The sequence below is a fragment of the Gemmatimonadota bacterium genome, assembly GCA_039715185.1.
Classification (GTDB): Bacteria; Gemmatimonadota; Gemmatimonadetes; order Longimicrobiales; family RSA9; genus DATHRK01.
This window is the reverse complement of the sequence record JBDLIA010000077.1, coordinates 1-15,588: the sequence shown is the minus strand read 5'-3', so window position 1 is coordinate 15,588 and position 15,588 is coordinate 1. Positions and strand designations below refer to the sequence as shown.

The 15,588-nt window shown below is 68.5% G+C and carries 9 protein-coding genes and 1 tRNA gene; 7 read left to right on the top strand and 3 right to left on the bottom strand.

Going from position 1 to position 15,588, the window contains the following annotated elements:
* Positions 1–714, top strand: a 714-nt coding sequence (locus tag ABFS34_12715; GenBank protein ID MEN8376303.1) for a multicopper oxidase domain-containing protein, incomplete at its 5' end; no start/stop codon positions are given.
* A complete protein-coding gene (locus ABFS34_12710) occupies positions 714–3,440 on the top strand; it encodes a TonB-dependent receptor (protein ID MEN8376302.1) in 2,727 nt (908 codons plus the stop codon). The genes ABFS34_12715 and ABFS34_12710, both read left to right, overlap by 1 nt.
* Before the next feature lie 9 nt (positions 3,441–3,449).
* Here the strand turns inward: ABFS34_12710 and ABFS34_12705 are convergent, their stop codons facing one another.
* On the bottom strand, positions 3,450–4,067 hold the full coding sequence (locus tag ABFS34_12705; protein ID MEN8376301.1) for a hypothetical protein: 618 nt from the start codon (positions 4,065–4,067) through the stop codon (positions 3,450–3,452).
* A 556-nt stretch (positions 4,068–4,623) separates the two neighbouring features.
* On the opposite strand from ABFS34_12705, the gene ABFS34_12700 reads away from it, so the two are divergent.
* Together ABFS34_12700 and ABFS34_12695 are read left to right on the top strand one after the other, a co-directional pair.
* Positions 4,624–5,649, top strand: coding sequence for a transporter (locus ABFS34_12700; GenBank protein ID MEN8376300.1), 1,026 nt, complete (start codon positions 4,624–4,626; stop codon positions 5,647–5,649).
* A gap of 425 nt (positions 5,650–6,074) precedes the next feature.
* Positions 6,075–7,220 carry a M23 family metallopeptidase gene (locus ABFS34_12695; GenBank protein MEN8376299.1) on the top strand — a complete coding sequence of 382 codons (1,146 nt, stop codon included), beginning with the start codon at positions 6,075–6,077 and terminating at the stop codon, positions 7,218–7,220.
* Positions 7,221–7,309: 89 nt separating this feature from the next.
* Here the strand turns inward: ABFS34_12695 and ABFS34_12690 are convergent, their stop codons facing one another.
* Positions 7,310–8,986 (bottom strand): CocE/NonD family hydrolase, encoded by a 1,677-nt coding sequence (locus tag ABFS34_12690; GenBank protein MEN8376298.1) that lies wholly within the window; start codon positions 8,984–8,986, stop codon positions 7,310–7,312.
* 553 nt (positions 8,987–9,539) lie between these two features.
* Between ABFS34_12690 and ABFS34_12685 the strand changes: the two genes are divergently transcribed.
* Positions 9,540–9,612 (top strand) — tRNA-Ala (locus tag ABFS34_12685).
* Positions 9,613–9,796: 184 nt separating this feature from the next.
* Here ABFS34_12685 and ABFS34_12680 read toward each other — a convergent pair.
* Positions 9,797–12,598: an AsmA-like C-terminal region-containing protein gene (locus ABFS34_12680; protein MEN8376297.1), complete on the bottom strand. Its 2,802-nt coding sequence runs from the start codon at positions 12,596–12,598 to the stop codon at positions 9,797–9,799.
* Positions 12,599–12,767: 169 nt separating this feature from the next.
* Here ABFS34_12680 and ABFS34_12675 point away from each other — a divergent pair, with 169 nt between their 5' ends.
* Together ABFS34_12675 and ABFS34_12670 are read left to right on the top strand one after the other, a co-directional pair.
* Positions 12,768–14,861, top strand: a complete 2,094-nt coding sequence (locus tag ABFS34_12675) for a hypothetical protein (GenBank protein ID MEN8376296.1) — start codon at positions 12,768–12,770, stop codon at positions 14,859–14,861.
* Positions 14,862–14,959: 98 nt separating this feature from the next.
* Positions 14,960–15,568, top strand: a complete 609-nt coding sequence (locus tag ABFS34_12670) for a hypothetical protein (GenBank protein ID MEN8376295.1) — start codon at positions 14,960–14,962, stop codon at positions 15,566–15,568.
* Positions 15,569–15,588: the final 20 nt, after the last annotated feature.

Here is a 15,588-nt window from a genome sequence, read left to right as displayed (position 1 = left end):
GAGAATCCGGATCCGGGGCCGCCGGTCAAGTTCGTCCCGAGTCACGCCGACGACCCCAAGGTCCTGCTCGGCACCGCCGAGGAGTGGGTGCTCTACAACAACTCGCTCACCCTGTGGGGGCACAGGGATCTGGAGCGCTTCCCGCAACCGGGGGCTTACGGTGGCCACCGCATTTCCTATCCGATCGGGCGCGCGGACGGCCAGAAGCGTTTCACCGAGGACCCCGCGTTCCAGATCACCGCCAAGGGCAACGATCACCCGTTCCACATCCACATCAATCCGGCGTGGGTGATCCGCATCGACGTGCCCGACGAGAACGGCGTGCTGCACAACATCCTGGACAGGCCGCGCTGGATGGACACGTTCCCGATCCCACGCAACGGCGGGCGGGTCGTCTTCCGCACGCGCTTTCTGGACTTTACGGGCACTTGGGTGCACCACTGCCACATCCTGCTCCACGAGGACAACGGGATGATGCAGACGATGGAGTGCACCGACGACGCGGCGCGCGCGGACTACAACCCGCGTCGGCGGGTGGCCTCGCATTCCATGAGCGGGCCCGAGGTGGACGGCATCTATCCGCCGCCATCGCTGGAGTTGATGTATCGGCAGAGCATGTGCTTCGTGGACCCGAGCCCGACCACGGGGCAGGTGTATCCGGGCTTCGAGCTGGAGGTGCCCACGCTCGAGGACGCCGCGCCCGAGGCGGGGTAATGCGCAGGGTGGGGCTCGCGGCGGCGGTGCTCTTGGCCGCCGCCGTGGGATCGACGCCGGTCGCCGCGCAGGTGGCCTCCGGCGCCGTCTCGGGCCGCGTGGTGGACGCAGACGGCAGGGGGGTGGCCGGCGCGTCGGTGCTGGTCGCCTCCGACGCTCTCCTGGGCACGCGCGAGGCGCACACCGACGCTCTGGGCGCGTTCCGGCTGGCCGACCTGCCGGTGGGGACGTACCGCGTCGAGATCCGCGCGCTTGGGCGTCGGGGCGTCGTTTACGAGGGCGTGCCGGTCGAGCTCGGCGCCACGGCCGCGCTGCCCGTGGCGCGCCTGGAGGTGGCCGCCGTTCCCCTCGCCCCGCTGGAAGTCAGCGTCGATGCGACCGGCATCGACCCCTACAGCACCGCCACCTCGACCACCCTCGCGGCGCGCGACTTGGAGCGGCTGCCCGCGGGCCGCGACTATGCCTCCCTGGTGGCGCTGCTCCCCCACGCCAACCAGAGCTTCTACGGCGACCCGGTCAACGTCGCCGGCGCCACCGGCCTGGAGAACGCCTACTACATCGACGGCGTCAACGTCACCGATCTCTATCGTGGCCGGACCTTCACGGCGCTGCCGTTCGACGTGGTCGAGGCGGTGCAGGTGGTCGAGGGCGGCTACTCCGCGAAGTACGGGCAGGCGCTGGGCGGCATCGTCAACGTCGTGACCCGCTCCGGGCTGGCGGAGCCCGGGCTCTCGGGATTCGCCTACTGGTCCGGCGACGACGTGTCGGCGACCCCGCGGCCCGAGCCGGGCGTGGCCGCGCGCACGGACCGCGTCGACTACGACCTGGCCTTGAGCCTCGGGGCCGCGCTGCTGCCCGGGCGACTCGCGGGGTTCGCCGCCTACAACCCCACCTTCAGGCGCGCCGACGTCGGCCTGACGGGCCTCGGGATGGAGGAGGAGGAAGAGACGCGGCACGTGTTCGCGACGAGGCTGGACTGGCGCCCGGCCGAGGCGTGGGACGTCGCGCTGTCGGTGTTCGGAGATCCCTCGAGCCGCCGCGTGGTGAGCCCGCCGTCCGGCACGGTGCGACTGGTCAACCCCGACCCGATCCTCAGCGACCACCGCGACGGGGGCGTGAACGCCTCCCTGCACGCCACGTGGCGCGCCCGCCCGGGGTTGTCGCTGAGGGGCTCGTTGTCGCGCCACGGGGGCCGCGAGGACATCGAGGGCGCGACCGAGCTCGGCCGCACCGAGCCCGCGTTCATCGACCGCACGGGCGCCCCGCAGATCGTCCTGTCCGGGGGCAACGCCACCGACCAGCGCATCCGCAGCGCCCGCACCGGCGCGCGCGTCTCGGCGGAGCTGGCGCTCGGCCGGCACTCCCTCGAAGCCGGAGCGGAGTTCCAGGACAACCGCCTGGAAGTCCGCATCGAGGAGAACCCCGGGCAGATCATCCGGGTCGCCGACGCTCGCTACGAGGTCACCTTCTTCCGCCAGGACGTAACCGTCCGCAACCGCGTCGCGACGCTCTACCTCCAGGACTCCTGGAGCCCCCTGGACGCGCTGACGGTCAACGCCGGCTTGCGCTGGGACGGGCAGTACCTGATCGACCAGGAGGGCGACGTCGGGCAGCGCCTGACGGACCAGCTTCAGCCGCGCCTGGGCGTGATCTACCGGCCCGGTTCGGGCGAGCGGCACAAGCTGTTCGCGCACGCCGGCCGGTTCTATCAGCAACTGCCGCTCTACTGGTCGACGCTCGCGCTCGCCGGGTTCGACCAGCGGCAGGAGTTCCACAGCGTCGACCCCAGGGACGGAGGCGCGCCGGACTCCGTCACCGTGTTCGCCGAGCCGGACGAGATACGCGGGGGAGTCGACGGCCTGGAGGGAGAGCATCACGACGAGTACGTCGCGGGCTACGAGGCGGTCGTGGCGCGCGGCACGAGCCTCACTCTGCGCGGCGTCCACAGGAGGCTGCGGCGCAGCATCACCGCGGCGTTCAGGCCCGACGGGACGTTCGCAGGCGGCAACCCCGGCTTCGGCCCGCTCGACCACCTGCCGCGCTCCACCCGCGAGTACGACGCGCTGGAGTTGACCCTGCGCAGGCGCGGCGCGCGCCACTCGCTGCTCGCGTCGTACGTGCTGTCGCGCAACCGCGGCAACTATCCGGGGCTGCTGGCGGCGGACGCGGGCGGGCTGCGGGGCGGGAGCTTCGGCCCCAACAACAACATGGCCACGTACTTCCCGGTGCAGCAGGAGAACGCCGACGGGCCGCTGCCGAACCATCGCCCGCACGTCCTCAAGCTGCTGGGGAGCGTGGATGTGGGCGCGGGCTTCGGGGTCGGCACGACGCTGGCGGTGACCAGCGGGACGCCGGTGAGCGAATTCGGGCGGGTACCCGGCGGCTTCAACACGCCGCTGTTCCTGGCGCCGCGCGGCTCGGAGGGGCGGACTCCGACCACCTGGGATCTCGGCCTGCGGCTGCGCTACGCGTGGGCGGCGCGGCGTGGGGGCGCGGGCAGGGTCATCCTCGACCTGCTGCACCTGGGCAATCCGCAGGACGCGGTGCGCATCGACCAGCGGCGCTTCAACGCGTCACGCGGGTCCCCCTTCGGCACGTTCGATCAGATCGTCGCGAACCAGGTCGGGGAGCGGTCCGCGTTCGGCTCGGAGATCGGCTTCCAGCCGCCGTTCACGGTGCGGCTGGGGCTGGAGGTGGGCGTGGGGCGCGGAGCGGGCGGGCGCTGAGTCGAGCGACTACAGCCGCACCACCCGGTTCCACCAGCCGAACCACTCCCTCAGGGCGGCGATTACCAGCACGGCGCTGGCCGCGAGAGCGCCAACGACGAGAGGCAGCGACGACTCCGCCGCGATCGCGCCCACGACGCCCAACACGCCGACCGCGGCCAGCAAGACGGTGAGGCGCCAGCGTGGCAGCGAACCGGTGACCGCTGCGTTCTCGGGTCGCGCCGCCGCGGCGCCTGTGTTGGAATGCGAGATCCACGCGCCGGAACCGAAGCCGATCACGATCATCACGCAGAACGGCGCTACCGTGTCCGGCCCGAGCCACCCGATCGCCACGAACTGCAGGACGCCGACGGCGAAAGCGGCCGCGAAGTCGAAAGCGCGCAGGACCCACTGAGCCAGCGTGACCAGCAGGGTGTAGCTCACCCACACGTAGAAGATGGTCAGGCCCAGCAGGACCACCTCCAGCCACACCGTGACCGACGCCAGAGTCAGCTCCGCGGGTGGACGCACCTCGACCACCCGCGCCACCAGGACCTCGAGCGCTATCGCCTGCACCACGCTCACCAGCGTCACGTACATGGCCGGGAACTGCGTGAGAGCCTTTTCCCTGGGACTCAAGTCGCGCAACGCGCTCCTCCTGAGAGAGTGCCGCCAAGATCGTGGCTTCGACGTAACGACACAACGAACGGGGGCGCGGCAGGATCCCACCGCGTTTCCGCGGGTAGATCGGCGCATGAAACGGGCAACCCGGGCCGTCGTCGCTGCCGCGCTTGTCGCCGCCGGACCCTTCCTCTGGATCGGTGCGTCGTGCGCGCATTGCGGTCCGATCGGGGCGGGCGTGTCCGCGGACGGACACGTGGCCGGGCATCCCGGCAATGCCCATGTGGCAGCAGCCGACGACACCCGGGATGCGGCCGATCACAGCCAATCGCATTCGGGTAAAGCAGGCTGCGATCACTCGGCCGCGGCCTGCTGCTGCACAGCGGCCGATGGACAGGTCGCCGGCGCGCTGACGCTCCCGTGGTTCGCGGTGAACGGCGGAACCGCCCAGGCTCTGCCTGCCGCCCCCGCCACCGACGGGCACCGCTTCCCTACCGCGTACGCTCGACCGCCCCCCTCCTACGCGTAGTCCCCGCTTTTCTCGCAGGACACTTCGTCAATCACGCTCGAGGAGACAGAAGCGATGACACGCATATACGTATCGTTGGCTGCGGCCCTGCTGGTCGCCTCACCCGCAGCCGCCCAGTGGAGCGCCAGCCGCGCGGACAGCCACGCGCCCATCGGCGTCATGGCCGACCACCGCCACGAGAAGGGCGAGGTAATGCTGTCCTACCGGTACATGTACATGGCCATGGAGGGCAGCCGCATCGGCACCGACGAGATAGCAGACGCGGATATCGTGGCCGCCGCACCGGGCGGCGAGGACTTCACGGTGACGCCGACGCGCATGCCCATGCAGATGCACATGCTGGGGGCGATGTTCGCGCCCTCGGACGAGGTCACGCTCATGGCCATGCTGCCGGTCCTGGACATCTCGATGGACCACATCACGAGGGCCGGCGGCGAGTTCACCACCGAGTCGGCGGGAATCGGCGATGTGCGCGCGGGGGCCATGGTCGGGCTCGGTGAGTTCGGCGACCAGAGCGTCCACGGAAACGTGATGTTCAGCTTCCCGACCGGCTCGATCGACGAGCTCGACGTGCTGCCGATCAGCATGGGCAACGAAGTCCAACTTCCCTATCCCATGCAGGTGGGCTCGGGGACCTTCGATCTGCTGCCGGGACTGACCTGGCTGGGCCAATCGGGGGACCTGTCCTGGGGCGCCCAGGGCAACGCCGTGATCCGGCTCGGCGAGAACGACAACGAGTACACCATGGGCAATCAGTACTCGGGGACCGTGTGGGGTGGCGGGCTCCTGAGCCGCAACTTCAGCGCGGCCGTGCGGGGCGAACTGCGGCACACCGAGAACATCGAGGGGAGCGACGCGGCGCTCGGCACCCCGGCGACCTTCGTGCCGACAGCCAACCCGACGCTGCGCGGAGGGACCGTGCTGGAGGTAGGCCCGAGCCTCAACTTCTACGTCCCGCGCCTGAGCGCGTTCAGGATCGCCGCCGAGGCGCTCTTCCCGGTCTACCGGGACCTGGACGGCCCCCAGTTGGAACGCGACTGGACCATCGTCGTGGGCCTTCAGGTGGTGCCGGTGCGCTGACGGACCCGCGCCCGGTTGGCGTTTCAACGGCCGCGATCCGGACCCGGTGCCCAGCCCGGTTTCGGATCGCGGGCCGCATCCAACCGGCGGGCCGTTCATCGACTCGTTGGGCTCAACCGGATCGCGAGATGCGACGCGGAACTCGTTTCACTGCGTTCGCATCGTGATTCGCGTCTGAGAGCCGAGGTAGTCGAGCACAACCGGCGAGCCGGCCGCACCGGAGCCCGCGGCGGCTAGCCAAGCAGGAGGTGCGTCTGATCGAGTGCCTGCGTCGGCGCCGGCGGTAGGGACCAGGGTACCGACAGCTGTCGAAGACTCCGTACGATCCGGGATTAACGGAAGGCGGTTGCTCTGAGCCGTTGCACTTGCACCCCCCCGGACGACGGGTAAGTTGCGAAGGACCAGCCCGAGCAGGAAACGGCCCCATGAGATTTGGCCATTCACTGAGTCTGTCGATCACGACTCTCCTGTTCACGGCAACCTGGGCCACGGCCCAGGTCGGGAATGTCCTCGAAGTGCGGATGCCCATCGAGCCATCGCCGGTTCCTGCCGAGGGGCAGGTTCATCTCGCCTACGAGCTCCACGTAACCAACCTTTCGAGGCGCGATGCCACGCTGACCGGGGTGCAGGCGGTCGTGACCGACCGCGGCACCGCCCTCGCGACGCACGAGGGGGTGGAGCTCGCCCGTCAGCTCCGGATCGCCGGGTCCGGGGACGTCCCCACCAATGACCACGGCGTCGCATTGGACGCTGGAGCGACGGCCCACGTCTACATGTGGCTCTCCGTAGAGCCCCGGGCTACGCCGTCCTCCATCACCCACCGGATCCGCCTGTTTCAGGTATCCGCTGAGGGCGATACGACCCATCACGAGTTTGAGACAGACCCTTTGGGGATCGGCCCGGACGCCGTCGTGATCTCACCACCGGTCCGGGGCGGGGATTGGTGGATCGTGGACGGGCAGGGGCGCCGCTTCAACGACACGGGGCACCGTCGGGCGTTAATCGCCGTCGGAGGGAACGCGCATATCGCCCAGCGCTTCGCGCGGGACCTAGGGAAGGAGGTGGACGGAATCGCCCTGGTGCCCGGTGGCGTGGGGAACGCCGCATTCTACGGTTGGGGGCAGGAGGTGGTTGCCGTCGCCGACGGGGTCGTCGTCGGGATTCAGGACGGAGTCCCCGAGAACGAGTTTGGGGTCCCCTCACCGATCCAGCTCACGCCCCGCCCGCTGCTGGGTAATTCGGTGGTGCTCGACATCGGGGATGGCCGCTATGCGGTGTACGGCCACCTCCAACCCGGGAACATGCGGATCGAGGTCGGCAACCGGGTGCAGACGGGAGACGCGCTCGGTTTGGTCGGGAACAGCGGATCCTCGAGCGGCCCTCACCTCCACTTCCAGATCACGGACGACCCATCCCCGCTCGGCGGCGAGGGACTACCGTTCGCCATCGATCGCTTTGACGTCATCGGTCGACGCATGGGCTTCCAGACTCCGAGGGAAACGCTTCCCTCCGAGCGGCGCGAGGGTGAGCTCCTGGTGGAAAACCAGATCGTTCGATTCCCTGGAGGGTAGCGGGTCCCGGCGTCGGCTCGAACCCAGCCTGGAGACCAAACCATCCTCCGCGCGTCAGGCGCTGACTAACGTCTCGCGATTCTACTGCGTCAGCGTTGCGGAATCACGGGTAGCAGGAGCGACGACGGGCGCTCCGCATCGTGGTATACGACCTGCTCGGCGACGCGGATGTCGGCCTCTGTTCCTTCGCCCACCGGTTTCGCGGTGTTGAGGTTCCGATCGAAACGCGGGAAGTCGCTGCTGGTGATGTGAAGCCGGATACGATGCCCGGCCTTGAAGACATTGCTGGTCTCCGAGAACGTGAGGGTCACCTCGTGGACCTCACCTGGAGTCAGCATGGTGGGATCGGTGAGGGACTCCCGAAACCGCGTCCGAAGCGTTCCCTGGGAAATCAGGACGGCTCGACCGTCCGGGTACACATCTGAAACCGTCGCGAAGAAGTCCGTGTCGGGTACGTTCGTGGAGAAAAAGAGCTGAAGCACAATGGCCCCGGTTACTTCGGTGTCCGCATCGAGGGGGTCGCTCGAGAACACCAGCACGTCCTGCCTGCCCTGATTCACTCGCTGGTCGAGGGGGCCACCCGGTGCAAGTGCTCCGGTACAGCACACGGAGCCGCCCCACGTGGGGACCGGATTCCGAGGGTCGTACAGGTACGTATCCGGCGTTTCGTCCACTGGAGGTTCGGCGCTCAGCCGACCGTCGCCCACGCGAGTCCGCGCCGACTGCCGGCTGTGCAGGTAAGAACGCGTCGGGATAGCACGGGATAGGGGCCACTCCCACTCGTCCCGCCAGACGTTCTCTCCCATGACGAAGATCCGGATCGGCGCATCGTGCTCCAGTCCGTTGTCGATTCCTTTGAGATGGTAGTCGAACCAGCGGAGGTGCTGGTTCTCATGGTCCATGGCGGCATCCGGGCCGAACTCGACGTCACCAAGGCGCCCATCCCAGGCCTCCGCCGGCGCGGAGACCGCCGGGAACCAGATCTCGCGGTTGGCATGGGTCCAGGGGCCTACGATCAAATGCTGCCAGCGGCGCGCGTGCTCTGACTGGGACTGCTCGCGCATCTTCGTGAAATTGAAAATGGTCTCGTGCACGTTGGGGTCGTACCAGCCCCCGACGTGGAGGGCGGGAACGTCCATTTCTCCGTAGCGGTGTCGTAGGCTCATCGCGGGCCAGAAGTCGTCGTACGTCGAGTGCCGGATGACATCCGCCACGAATCCCGAACCCAATCCCTCTTCAGCCAGCGTGCCTTTCAGTGGGAGGCGGGTCACCAACTCCATCCAGTTGATCGCCTCGGGATCGATCGTAGCGAACCGCCCACCCAGATACATAGCACCGAAAAAGGCAATGCCCAGGTTTAGAAGTCCGTTCGAATACCATATGCTGGAGAAGTTGTCCGATTGGGATGAGACCGGGATGACGGCCTGAAGATGCGGGCTCCCAAAGGGCGCCGAGAGGAGTTCGATGAAAGCAGGATAAGACTTACCCCACATCCCCACTTTGCCGTCTGACCACGGCTGCTGTCCAATCCACTGCTGGATATCATATGCGTCCCGGCCCTCGTTGACGTAGGGGTAATACTCTCCCCCAGAGTCGAACGTCCCACGTGAATCCACGAAGACTACCGCGTACCCGCGCCCTGCCCAGGCCGCGGCTCGGCTCTGGATGGGCGTTCGGCTGTAGGGGCTAACGATGAGGAGAGCGGGAACGGGCTCCCCTTGCTCCGGTCGAATGACGTCGGCGGCGAGCGTGACGCCGTCGTTCATGGGGATCCGGACGTTCCGCTCGACAAGAACGCCGGCACCGGAGTCGTTGCCTGGTTCCTGGCCCGCCATCGGAGGCGCCGCCGCTACCAGGAGCGCACTCAGTCCTAGCAGCCGAGTCGCGACTCGCGTCAAGAGGACGATTGCCGAGCGCCTGGTCTGAGAATCGTGCATCCGTCAGCCCGTCCGCCCAACTCTTCATAGACTGACCGGTCGGGCGAGAAACGCCGTTCCGCCTAACCGACCTCACGCAACACGCTACCAAGCGCTAGCATCGGCAGCAAGCAACCCAGCTTGAGAGGCGCCCGTCTCGCCCTACACGGTCGCCCGCGAGCTGGGCCACGGGTCGGACGCGGTGGTCCGAAACGTGTACGGCCATCTGGGCCGCGAGCGGCACCGTGGCGAGGTTGTGGAGTATCGAGTCGAGCATTGGCGCGAGCGGCTCGGGTCGCATCTGTTGCGGGTCGCCTAGGCCGGGTTCGTTACCATTTCTGTTACCCGGCGCCATTAGCGAGCAATACGGAACAGCCGTAAGTTGCAACGAAGGAAGTATTTAGGGCCTGTAGCTCAGGTGGGAGAGCACCTGCTTTGCAAGCAGGGGGTCGCCGGTTCGAGTCCGGCCAGGTCCATTGCTATTCCGTGTTTCGCTGTTGCCGAGTGCGCAACAAGTGCGCGGTGCGCCGTTGACGGGGGCGAGGGGACGGACAAGCCACCGCGGACGGATCGTCCTGGAAAGGAGAACGATGGCAGCCGCGTACCGGAGGCTCAACGCGGTCGATCCGTACGCGAAGAACACGCGATCGTAGGGCCGGCTCACCGCACCCCTTCGCCTCCTGCGGTCGGCTCCGCCGCGCGCGCCCGCGCTTCCTCGACCAGCGTGGTTGCCCGCGCGTCGGCTGCCCGTTCGATCGCGGCGGCGCGTCTGTCGGCCTCCTGACGTATCCGGTCTGCCGCGGGCTGGGCGGCCGCTCTGGCGAGCGGGTTGCCGGCGCGGGCGAGCAGCTCCTCCGCGGCGCGATCCCCCTCGGCGCGCACCTTCTCGGCAGCCGCGGCCGCTTCGGTCCGGATCTGGTCGGCCCGCCGCTCGGCTTCCGCGACGATGCTGTCGGCCCTGGCCCGGGCGCGCCGGCGCGCCTCCTCCGTCTCGGCGTCGACGCGTCGATCGACCGCGGCCGCGGCCGAATCCGTCGCCGCGTCTCGGACCGATCCCACGGTCTCGCTCAGTCGGAGGTCGATCGAGGGCCGGGTCACGGTGCCTGTGACCCGCGCGGCCACGGGGACCGGATCGGCGGCGGCCAGGCCGGCCGCGAGCGGGCCGGCTCTGGACGCGAGGTCGGTGAGCGCGTCCTCGGCGAACCCCGCGCGAGGCACCTCGAGCGCGAGCGAGTAGTCCAGTGACTGGTCGATGCCGTTGGACCCGGACACGGTCATCGCGAGGCCCGGGATGCCGACCTGGAACGGATCGACCACGAGCCGACCTCCCTGTATCCGGATTGTCGAGCGGATCGCGTCGACGGTCGGATTGCTCAGGCGTTGGAGCTGGAGTCTCTCTCCGAGGCGGGCCAGCAGGGGAAAGTCCTCGATGGCGATGCGCGAGGTGGTGACCTCTCCGTCGCCCTCCAGCACCTCGAGCCGGGGCGTCAGGTCCTGGCCGAGGGCGCCGCTCAGGTTGAGGGTGGACGAGAAGGTGCCGCGGGCGTAGCGGGCGATGGGCGCGAGCCTGCGCACCGTGAGGAACGCCTCGGAGGCGCCGGCGACGTCGAGGCTGTCGAGTCCGAGCTCGAGCGCGAAGGTGGGCTCGGCGGAATCGAGAGTCTCGTAGTAGCCGTCCAGCGCGACCCGGCCCCCGAGCGTCTCCAGGGCGAACCCCTCCAGCGTCAGCCGCTGGTCGCGTACGATCGCGCGGCCGCGGGCGTTGGTCATCTCGAGCCCGTTCACGACGAGCTCGCCGATGGTCCCGTCGAGCGTGAGGTCGAGCATCGCCGGGACGGGAATCGCGGCCGCTCCCTCGTCCGACTTCCACTCGTCGAGCACGAACCGGGTGCTCGTGAAGTCGCCCGACCCGCTCAGAACCTCCCTCCCGAGCGCGAACCAGAGCAGGTTGTCGAGGCGGCCGGTGGCTTGCAGATCGCTGCTCCCGAGGCGTGCGTCGAACGCGCTCAGCTCGGCCGTCCGCGGCGTGAGCCGGATCCTCGCTTCCCGGACGTCGATCGGTTGGCGCAGCCCCTCGCCGCGCAGCGTGACGTCGTGCGCCGAGACCGTGCCTTGCGCGGCGATGCGGTCGTAGCGCTCGCCGTCCACGTCCGACCGGCGCGCGTGCATGCTCGCGTCCGCCACGACCACGCCTCCGAGGCCCTCGCCGTTCTCCAGCTTGACGGTGCGAGCGAGGTCGGCCAGGTCGAGCGTCCCCTCCACGCGCAGGTCGGCCTCGGGGTCCGACATGAGGGTGCGCAGGGTGAGCCCCCCGTCGAGGGGCTGCCCGCCGATCTCGATGTGGAACGCCGACAGGTCGATGACCGTGCTGTCGAGGTCGCCGCCCGGGTTCGTGATGGCGACGTTCGCGGAGATGGCCTCCGCCGGAAGCGGCAGATCGGGGTAGCGGAAGCTCCCGTCGGCGACGTTCACGCGCAGCGCCAGGGAGGGGAACGCATCGGCGCCGTAGGTCCCCCGCACGCTTCCGTCGAGCGAGAACGTGCCGGACGTCTCGAGCGACGCGAAGTCCCGCCCATAAACGACGGGAACCAGGGAGAGGAGCTGTCCGAACCCGGTGCTCGGGGCCTCGAGGTCGAGGTCCATTGCGATTCCGGCCTCCGCTCGCGCGAGGCTGCCGTCGAGGCGGAGGAGGAGGTCGTTGAGCCGGAGCTCGTTGTCGGCGAGGCGCGCGCTCCCCTCGGCCATGTCGACGTCGAAGTCCCCTTCGAACTCGAGCGAGACGCCGCTCAGGTACGGCACGCCTGCGAAGCGAACGGTCATCGCATCGGCGCGGGCTCGCGTGCTCGCGACGAGCGATTCCCTCGAAAAGTCTCCGCGGAGGGAGTGCCTCAGCCCCCCGAGGGCGACCATCAGACCGGACGACGCGTCGTCGACGACGAGGTCGCCGTCCGTGACCTCGAAGCTTCGAAGCGAGACGGCGACGCCGGGTCCCGCAGCACGACCGCCGCCGGGATCTCCGGCGCCAACGTCGCCGGCGCCCTCGCGTTCAGCCAGGACGTCCCAGCTCGCGGCGCCGTCCTCGTGCACCCGGAGGCGCACCTTGGGCTCGTCCAGGCCCACCGACCGGATCACCAGCGGGCCGCGTCCGCGAGCGGCGCGGATCGCGCTGGGGCCATCCAGGGAGAGGCGGAGCTCACGCACGGCGGCCAACGTGTCGCCATCGAAGGATCCAGTTCCGACCACGGTGAGCCCACTCAGGGAGAGCGTCGGATGCGGGAAGCTGCGAAGGAGGCCGAGGTTGGCGTCCGACCAGGAGACGCGCACGCGCGTGGCACGTTCGATCCCGTCGCGTACCCGCGCCTCGACCCGGTCGACGAACAGGAAGGGAAGGACGAGGAGCGCCACGAGCAGGCCCCCGAACGTCGCTCCCACGGCGATCAGGAGCTTCTTCTTGCGAGACATGTGCGGACTATACCCTACAGGCCGCCGCGGGATCTAGAGGACAAGTCGGACACGCCGCTCACACCGCGTGGCGGTGATCCACCAATTCTTTCGTTTTAGGTGGTAGAGGGCCCCCGAGTCATCGAACGCGGTCGGGCCCAATTGATATCCGGCTATCCAGGAGTCGCCCATGCGCGTCCCCCGCTCCATCCTGATCGTCTCGGGTGTTCTCGCCCTGGCGACCTGTATGGAAGCGGACCCGACCGCGCTCGAGTGGGCGGGCGCGCCGGGTCTCGGGCTCGTTCCGGGGCCGCCCGGTTCTTTCTGCGGTGTGGCCACGGTCGTCGATCTGGTCGCCGACGAGGACGTCGTCGTTGGAGCCGTGGAGATCGTGAACGACGAGGCCTCCCTCTTCGTCACCTTCCGAGCGGACGCGGACGCACCGCTAATCAAGACGGCGGTCGCCGTGGTCCAGGATCCCACGGAAATCCCCACGAACAGAACCGGTAGCCCGCGACTGGGCAGGTTTCCGTACAAGGCGAATCACAACGGCGGGCCGACCTCCGTCACCTGGCAGGTGGACGTGCCGCTCAACGTGGGCGAGGTCCTGCACGTCGCTGCGTTCGCCGAGGTTGTGCTGAACCAGGAAGAGGAGGGCGCGTGGGGCGACGGCGAGCAGATCAACCCCTCGTCCGGCTGGGCCACACGGTTCACGCATGCCGTCCAGAGCTGCGACGGTACCATCATTCGGACCGTGCCGACGACCGGGGGGACGATCCTGGCGGCCGGTCTGGAGCTCGTGATTCCCGACGGCTCGCTCGACGAGCCGACGACCTTCTCCCTCGCGCCGACGGCGTTCGACGATCCGGACGTCCCGACGGTCGCCGGGACGGCGTGGGAGATCGAGCCCAGCGGCACGACCTTCGACCCACCGGCCCTGCTGACGCTCGCCTACGTGCCAGAGAACCTGCCGCCTGGCTTCCCGGAGGGAGGCCTCAAGTGTTTCGTCGTGAGCGGCGTCGTATTGGAGCTGATCCAGCCCATCAGCATCGACCAGGTCAACCACCTGATCACGTGCCCCCTTTCGCACCTGAGCGTCGTCGGCGTCGGGGCGCCCGGCGGCGGTCCGATCGCCGAGTCGATCGCCGTGACGGATGCGGTGACCATCAACGTGCGCTCGCCGATCCGGCCGGATGTCGCGGAGGCGGTCGCCGTGACGGATGCGGTGACCATCAACGTGCGCTCGCCGATCCGGCCGGACGTCGCGGAGGCGGTCGCCGTGGCGGATGACGTGACCATCAACGTGCGCTCGCCGATCCGGCCGGACGTCACCGAGGAGGTTGCCGTGACAGACGATGTGACCGTCAACGTCGTCGCGCCAGTTCGCTCGAACGTAGCCGAAGCAATCGGCGTGACGGATCATGTAACGGTCACGGTCGTGCCAACTGCCCCCACGGTGTCCGGCGACCTCCTGTTCGTGGAGAGCTCTGACTTCTTCTTCGAGGGTCGCATCGATCAGGGCCCGGTCAAGTCCAAGGTGCTGCCCGACGGCACACCCGTGGTCTTCGGGCTGGTCCCGCGGTCCAGGGACCCGGTCTGGTCACCGAACCGTTCCACGATCGCGCTGTCCGGTCCGACGGGTCCCTCGGTCGTGAACGCCGACGGCACGAGCTGGACGGCGCTGGACCTGCCCTTGATGCGGTTGGGGCGCAGCCCGTCCTGGGTGAACGACAACGCCCTCGCCTTCCACGCGACCGAAACGAACGAGTTCGACGACTTCCTGGACACCGAGATCTATGCGTACGACCTCGGAAGTGACCTGCTGACGCAGCTCACCGACAACGCCGTCGAAGACCGCTATCCCGACGTCTCCGGGGGATTGATCGCCTACGTCCGGGGCGACAACGAGATCCGCACCGTCAACGTCGACGGCACCGGCGACCAGTCGCTGTTCTCGACGACCGGCTTGGTCAAGCACCTCGACTTTTCGGGCGACGGCTCGCGGCTAGCCTTCGCGCGCCAGCTCTCCGGCGCCGACGACGAGCTCGTCGTCGTGGACATGGCGACGCTCACGCCCACGGTCATCGCGACCGGCGGCTTCATCGCCGCGCCTGACTGGTCCCCCGACGACGCGCTGATCGCCTTCGTGACGCTCGGGGAGGGAAACAACGCCGAGACCCTGGTGATCAACTACATCGCCGCCGACGGCAGCGGCACAGCGGCCGTCCTCCACCAGGATGATCAGTTCTTCACGTTCGACATGGTCGATCCCGACTGGAGGTAGGCGAACTTCGGTTGGGGCACCGGTAGCCGATCGGAGAGGGCAACGAAAGTACCGAGCGATCTGGAAGGAAAACGTTGATTCACCAACAGGAGGACGACATGAGAATGACAGCGCGCCTTATCCGACCCGGCTTCCTCGCCAGTCTGCTGGCGCTGTTCGGTGCCGCGGGGGCCGTCGCCCAGGATCCGGCGGCCGCGCCGCCTCCAGCCGACGGCATCGAGGAGGGCGTCGCCGTGCACGGGCACTGGACGATTACCATCGTCCGCGATGGCAAGGTCGTGGAGCGGGCGGACTTCCAGAATGCCGTTCTCGCGGACGGGTTCAGGCATCTCGGGATTCTGATGGCAGGTGAGAGAACCCCTGGCGATTGGCAAATCAGTCTTGTTTCGGATGGATCGGAGGCTCTCTGCGGAGCCTCCGCCAACTGCTTTATTAACGAGCCCGATCTCACGGTCACGCCGCCGGACGCATCCACTGGTCCGGGTGTGTTGGGACTGGATGGATCCGTCGTGGCCGAGCGAGGCGGTAATATCACACGTGTGAACACCCGACAGCGATATTGCGCCGCCGCCACCGCTGCGACCGATTGCGTTGGAGCCACGGGTAGCAGCAGCCTGACTTTCAGCGCACATGACCCGGAGCCCATCATCCCCGTACAGGCCGGTGACCGGATCGATGTGATGGTCCAGCTCAGCTTTATCCCCTGAGTGCTCCGGTGCTCTCCGCG

What these genes read in the sequence shown, in the direction of transcription:
- ABFS34_12695 (MEN8376299.1), top strand. Translation starts at nt 6,075, where the DNA reads ATGAGATTTGGCCATTCACTGAGTCTGTCGATCACGACTCTCCTGTTC.
- ABFS34_12680 (MEN8376297.1), bottom strand. Translation starts at nt 12,598, where the DNA reads ATGTCTCGCAAGAAGAAGCTCCTGATCGCCGTGGGAGCGACGTTCGGG.
- ABFS34_12670 (MEN8376295.1), top strand. Translation starts at nt 14,960, where the DNA reads ATGAGAATGACAGCGCGCCTTATCCGACCCGGCTTCCTCGCCAGTCTG.
- ABFS34_12690 (MEN8376298.1), bottom strand. Translation starts at nt 8,986, where the DNA reads ATGAACGACGGCGTCACGCTCGCCGCCGACGTCATTCGACCGGAGCAA.
- ABFS34_12700 (MEN8376300.1), top strand. Translation starts at nt 4,624, where the DNA reads ATGACACGCATATACGTATCGTTGGCTGCGGCCCTGCTGGTCGCCTCA.
- ABFS34_12710 (MEN8376302.1), top strand. Translation starts at nt 714, where the DNA reads ATGCGCAGGGTGGGGCTCGCGGCGGCGGTGCTCTTGGCCGCCGCCGTG.
- ABFS34_12675 (MEN8376296.1), top strand. Translation starts at nt 12,768, where the DNA reads ATGCGCGTCCCCCGCTCCATCCTGATCGTCTCGGGTGTTCTCGCCCTG.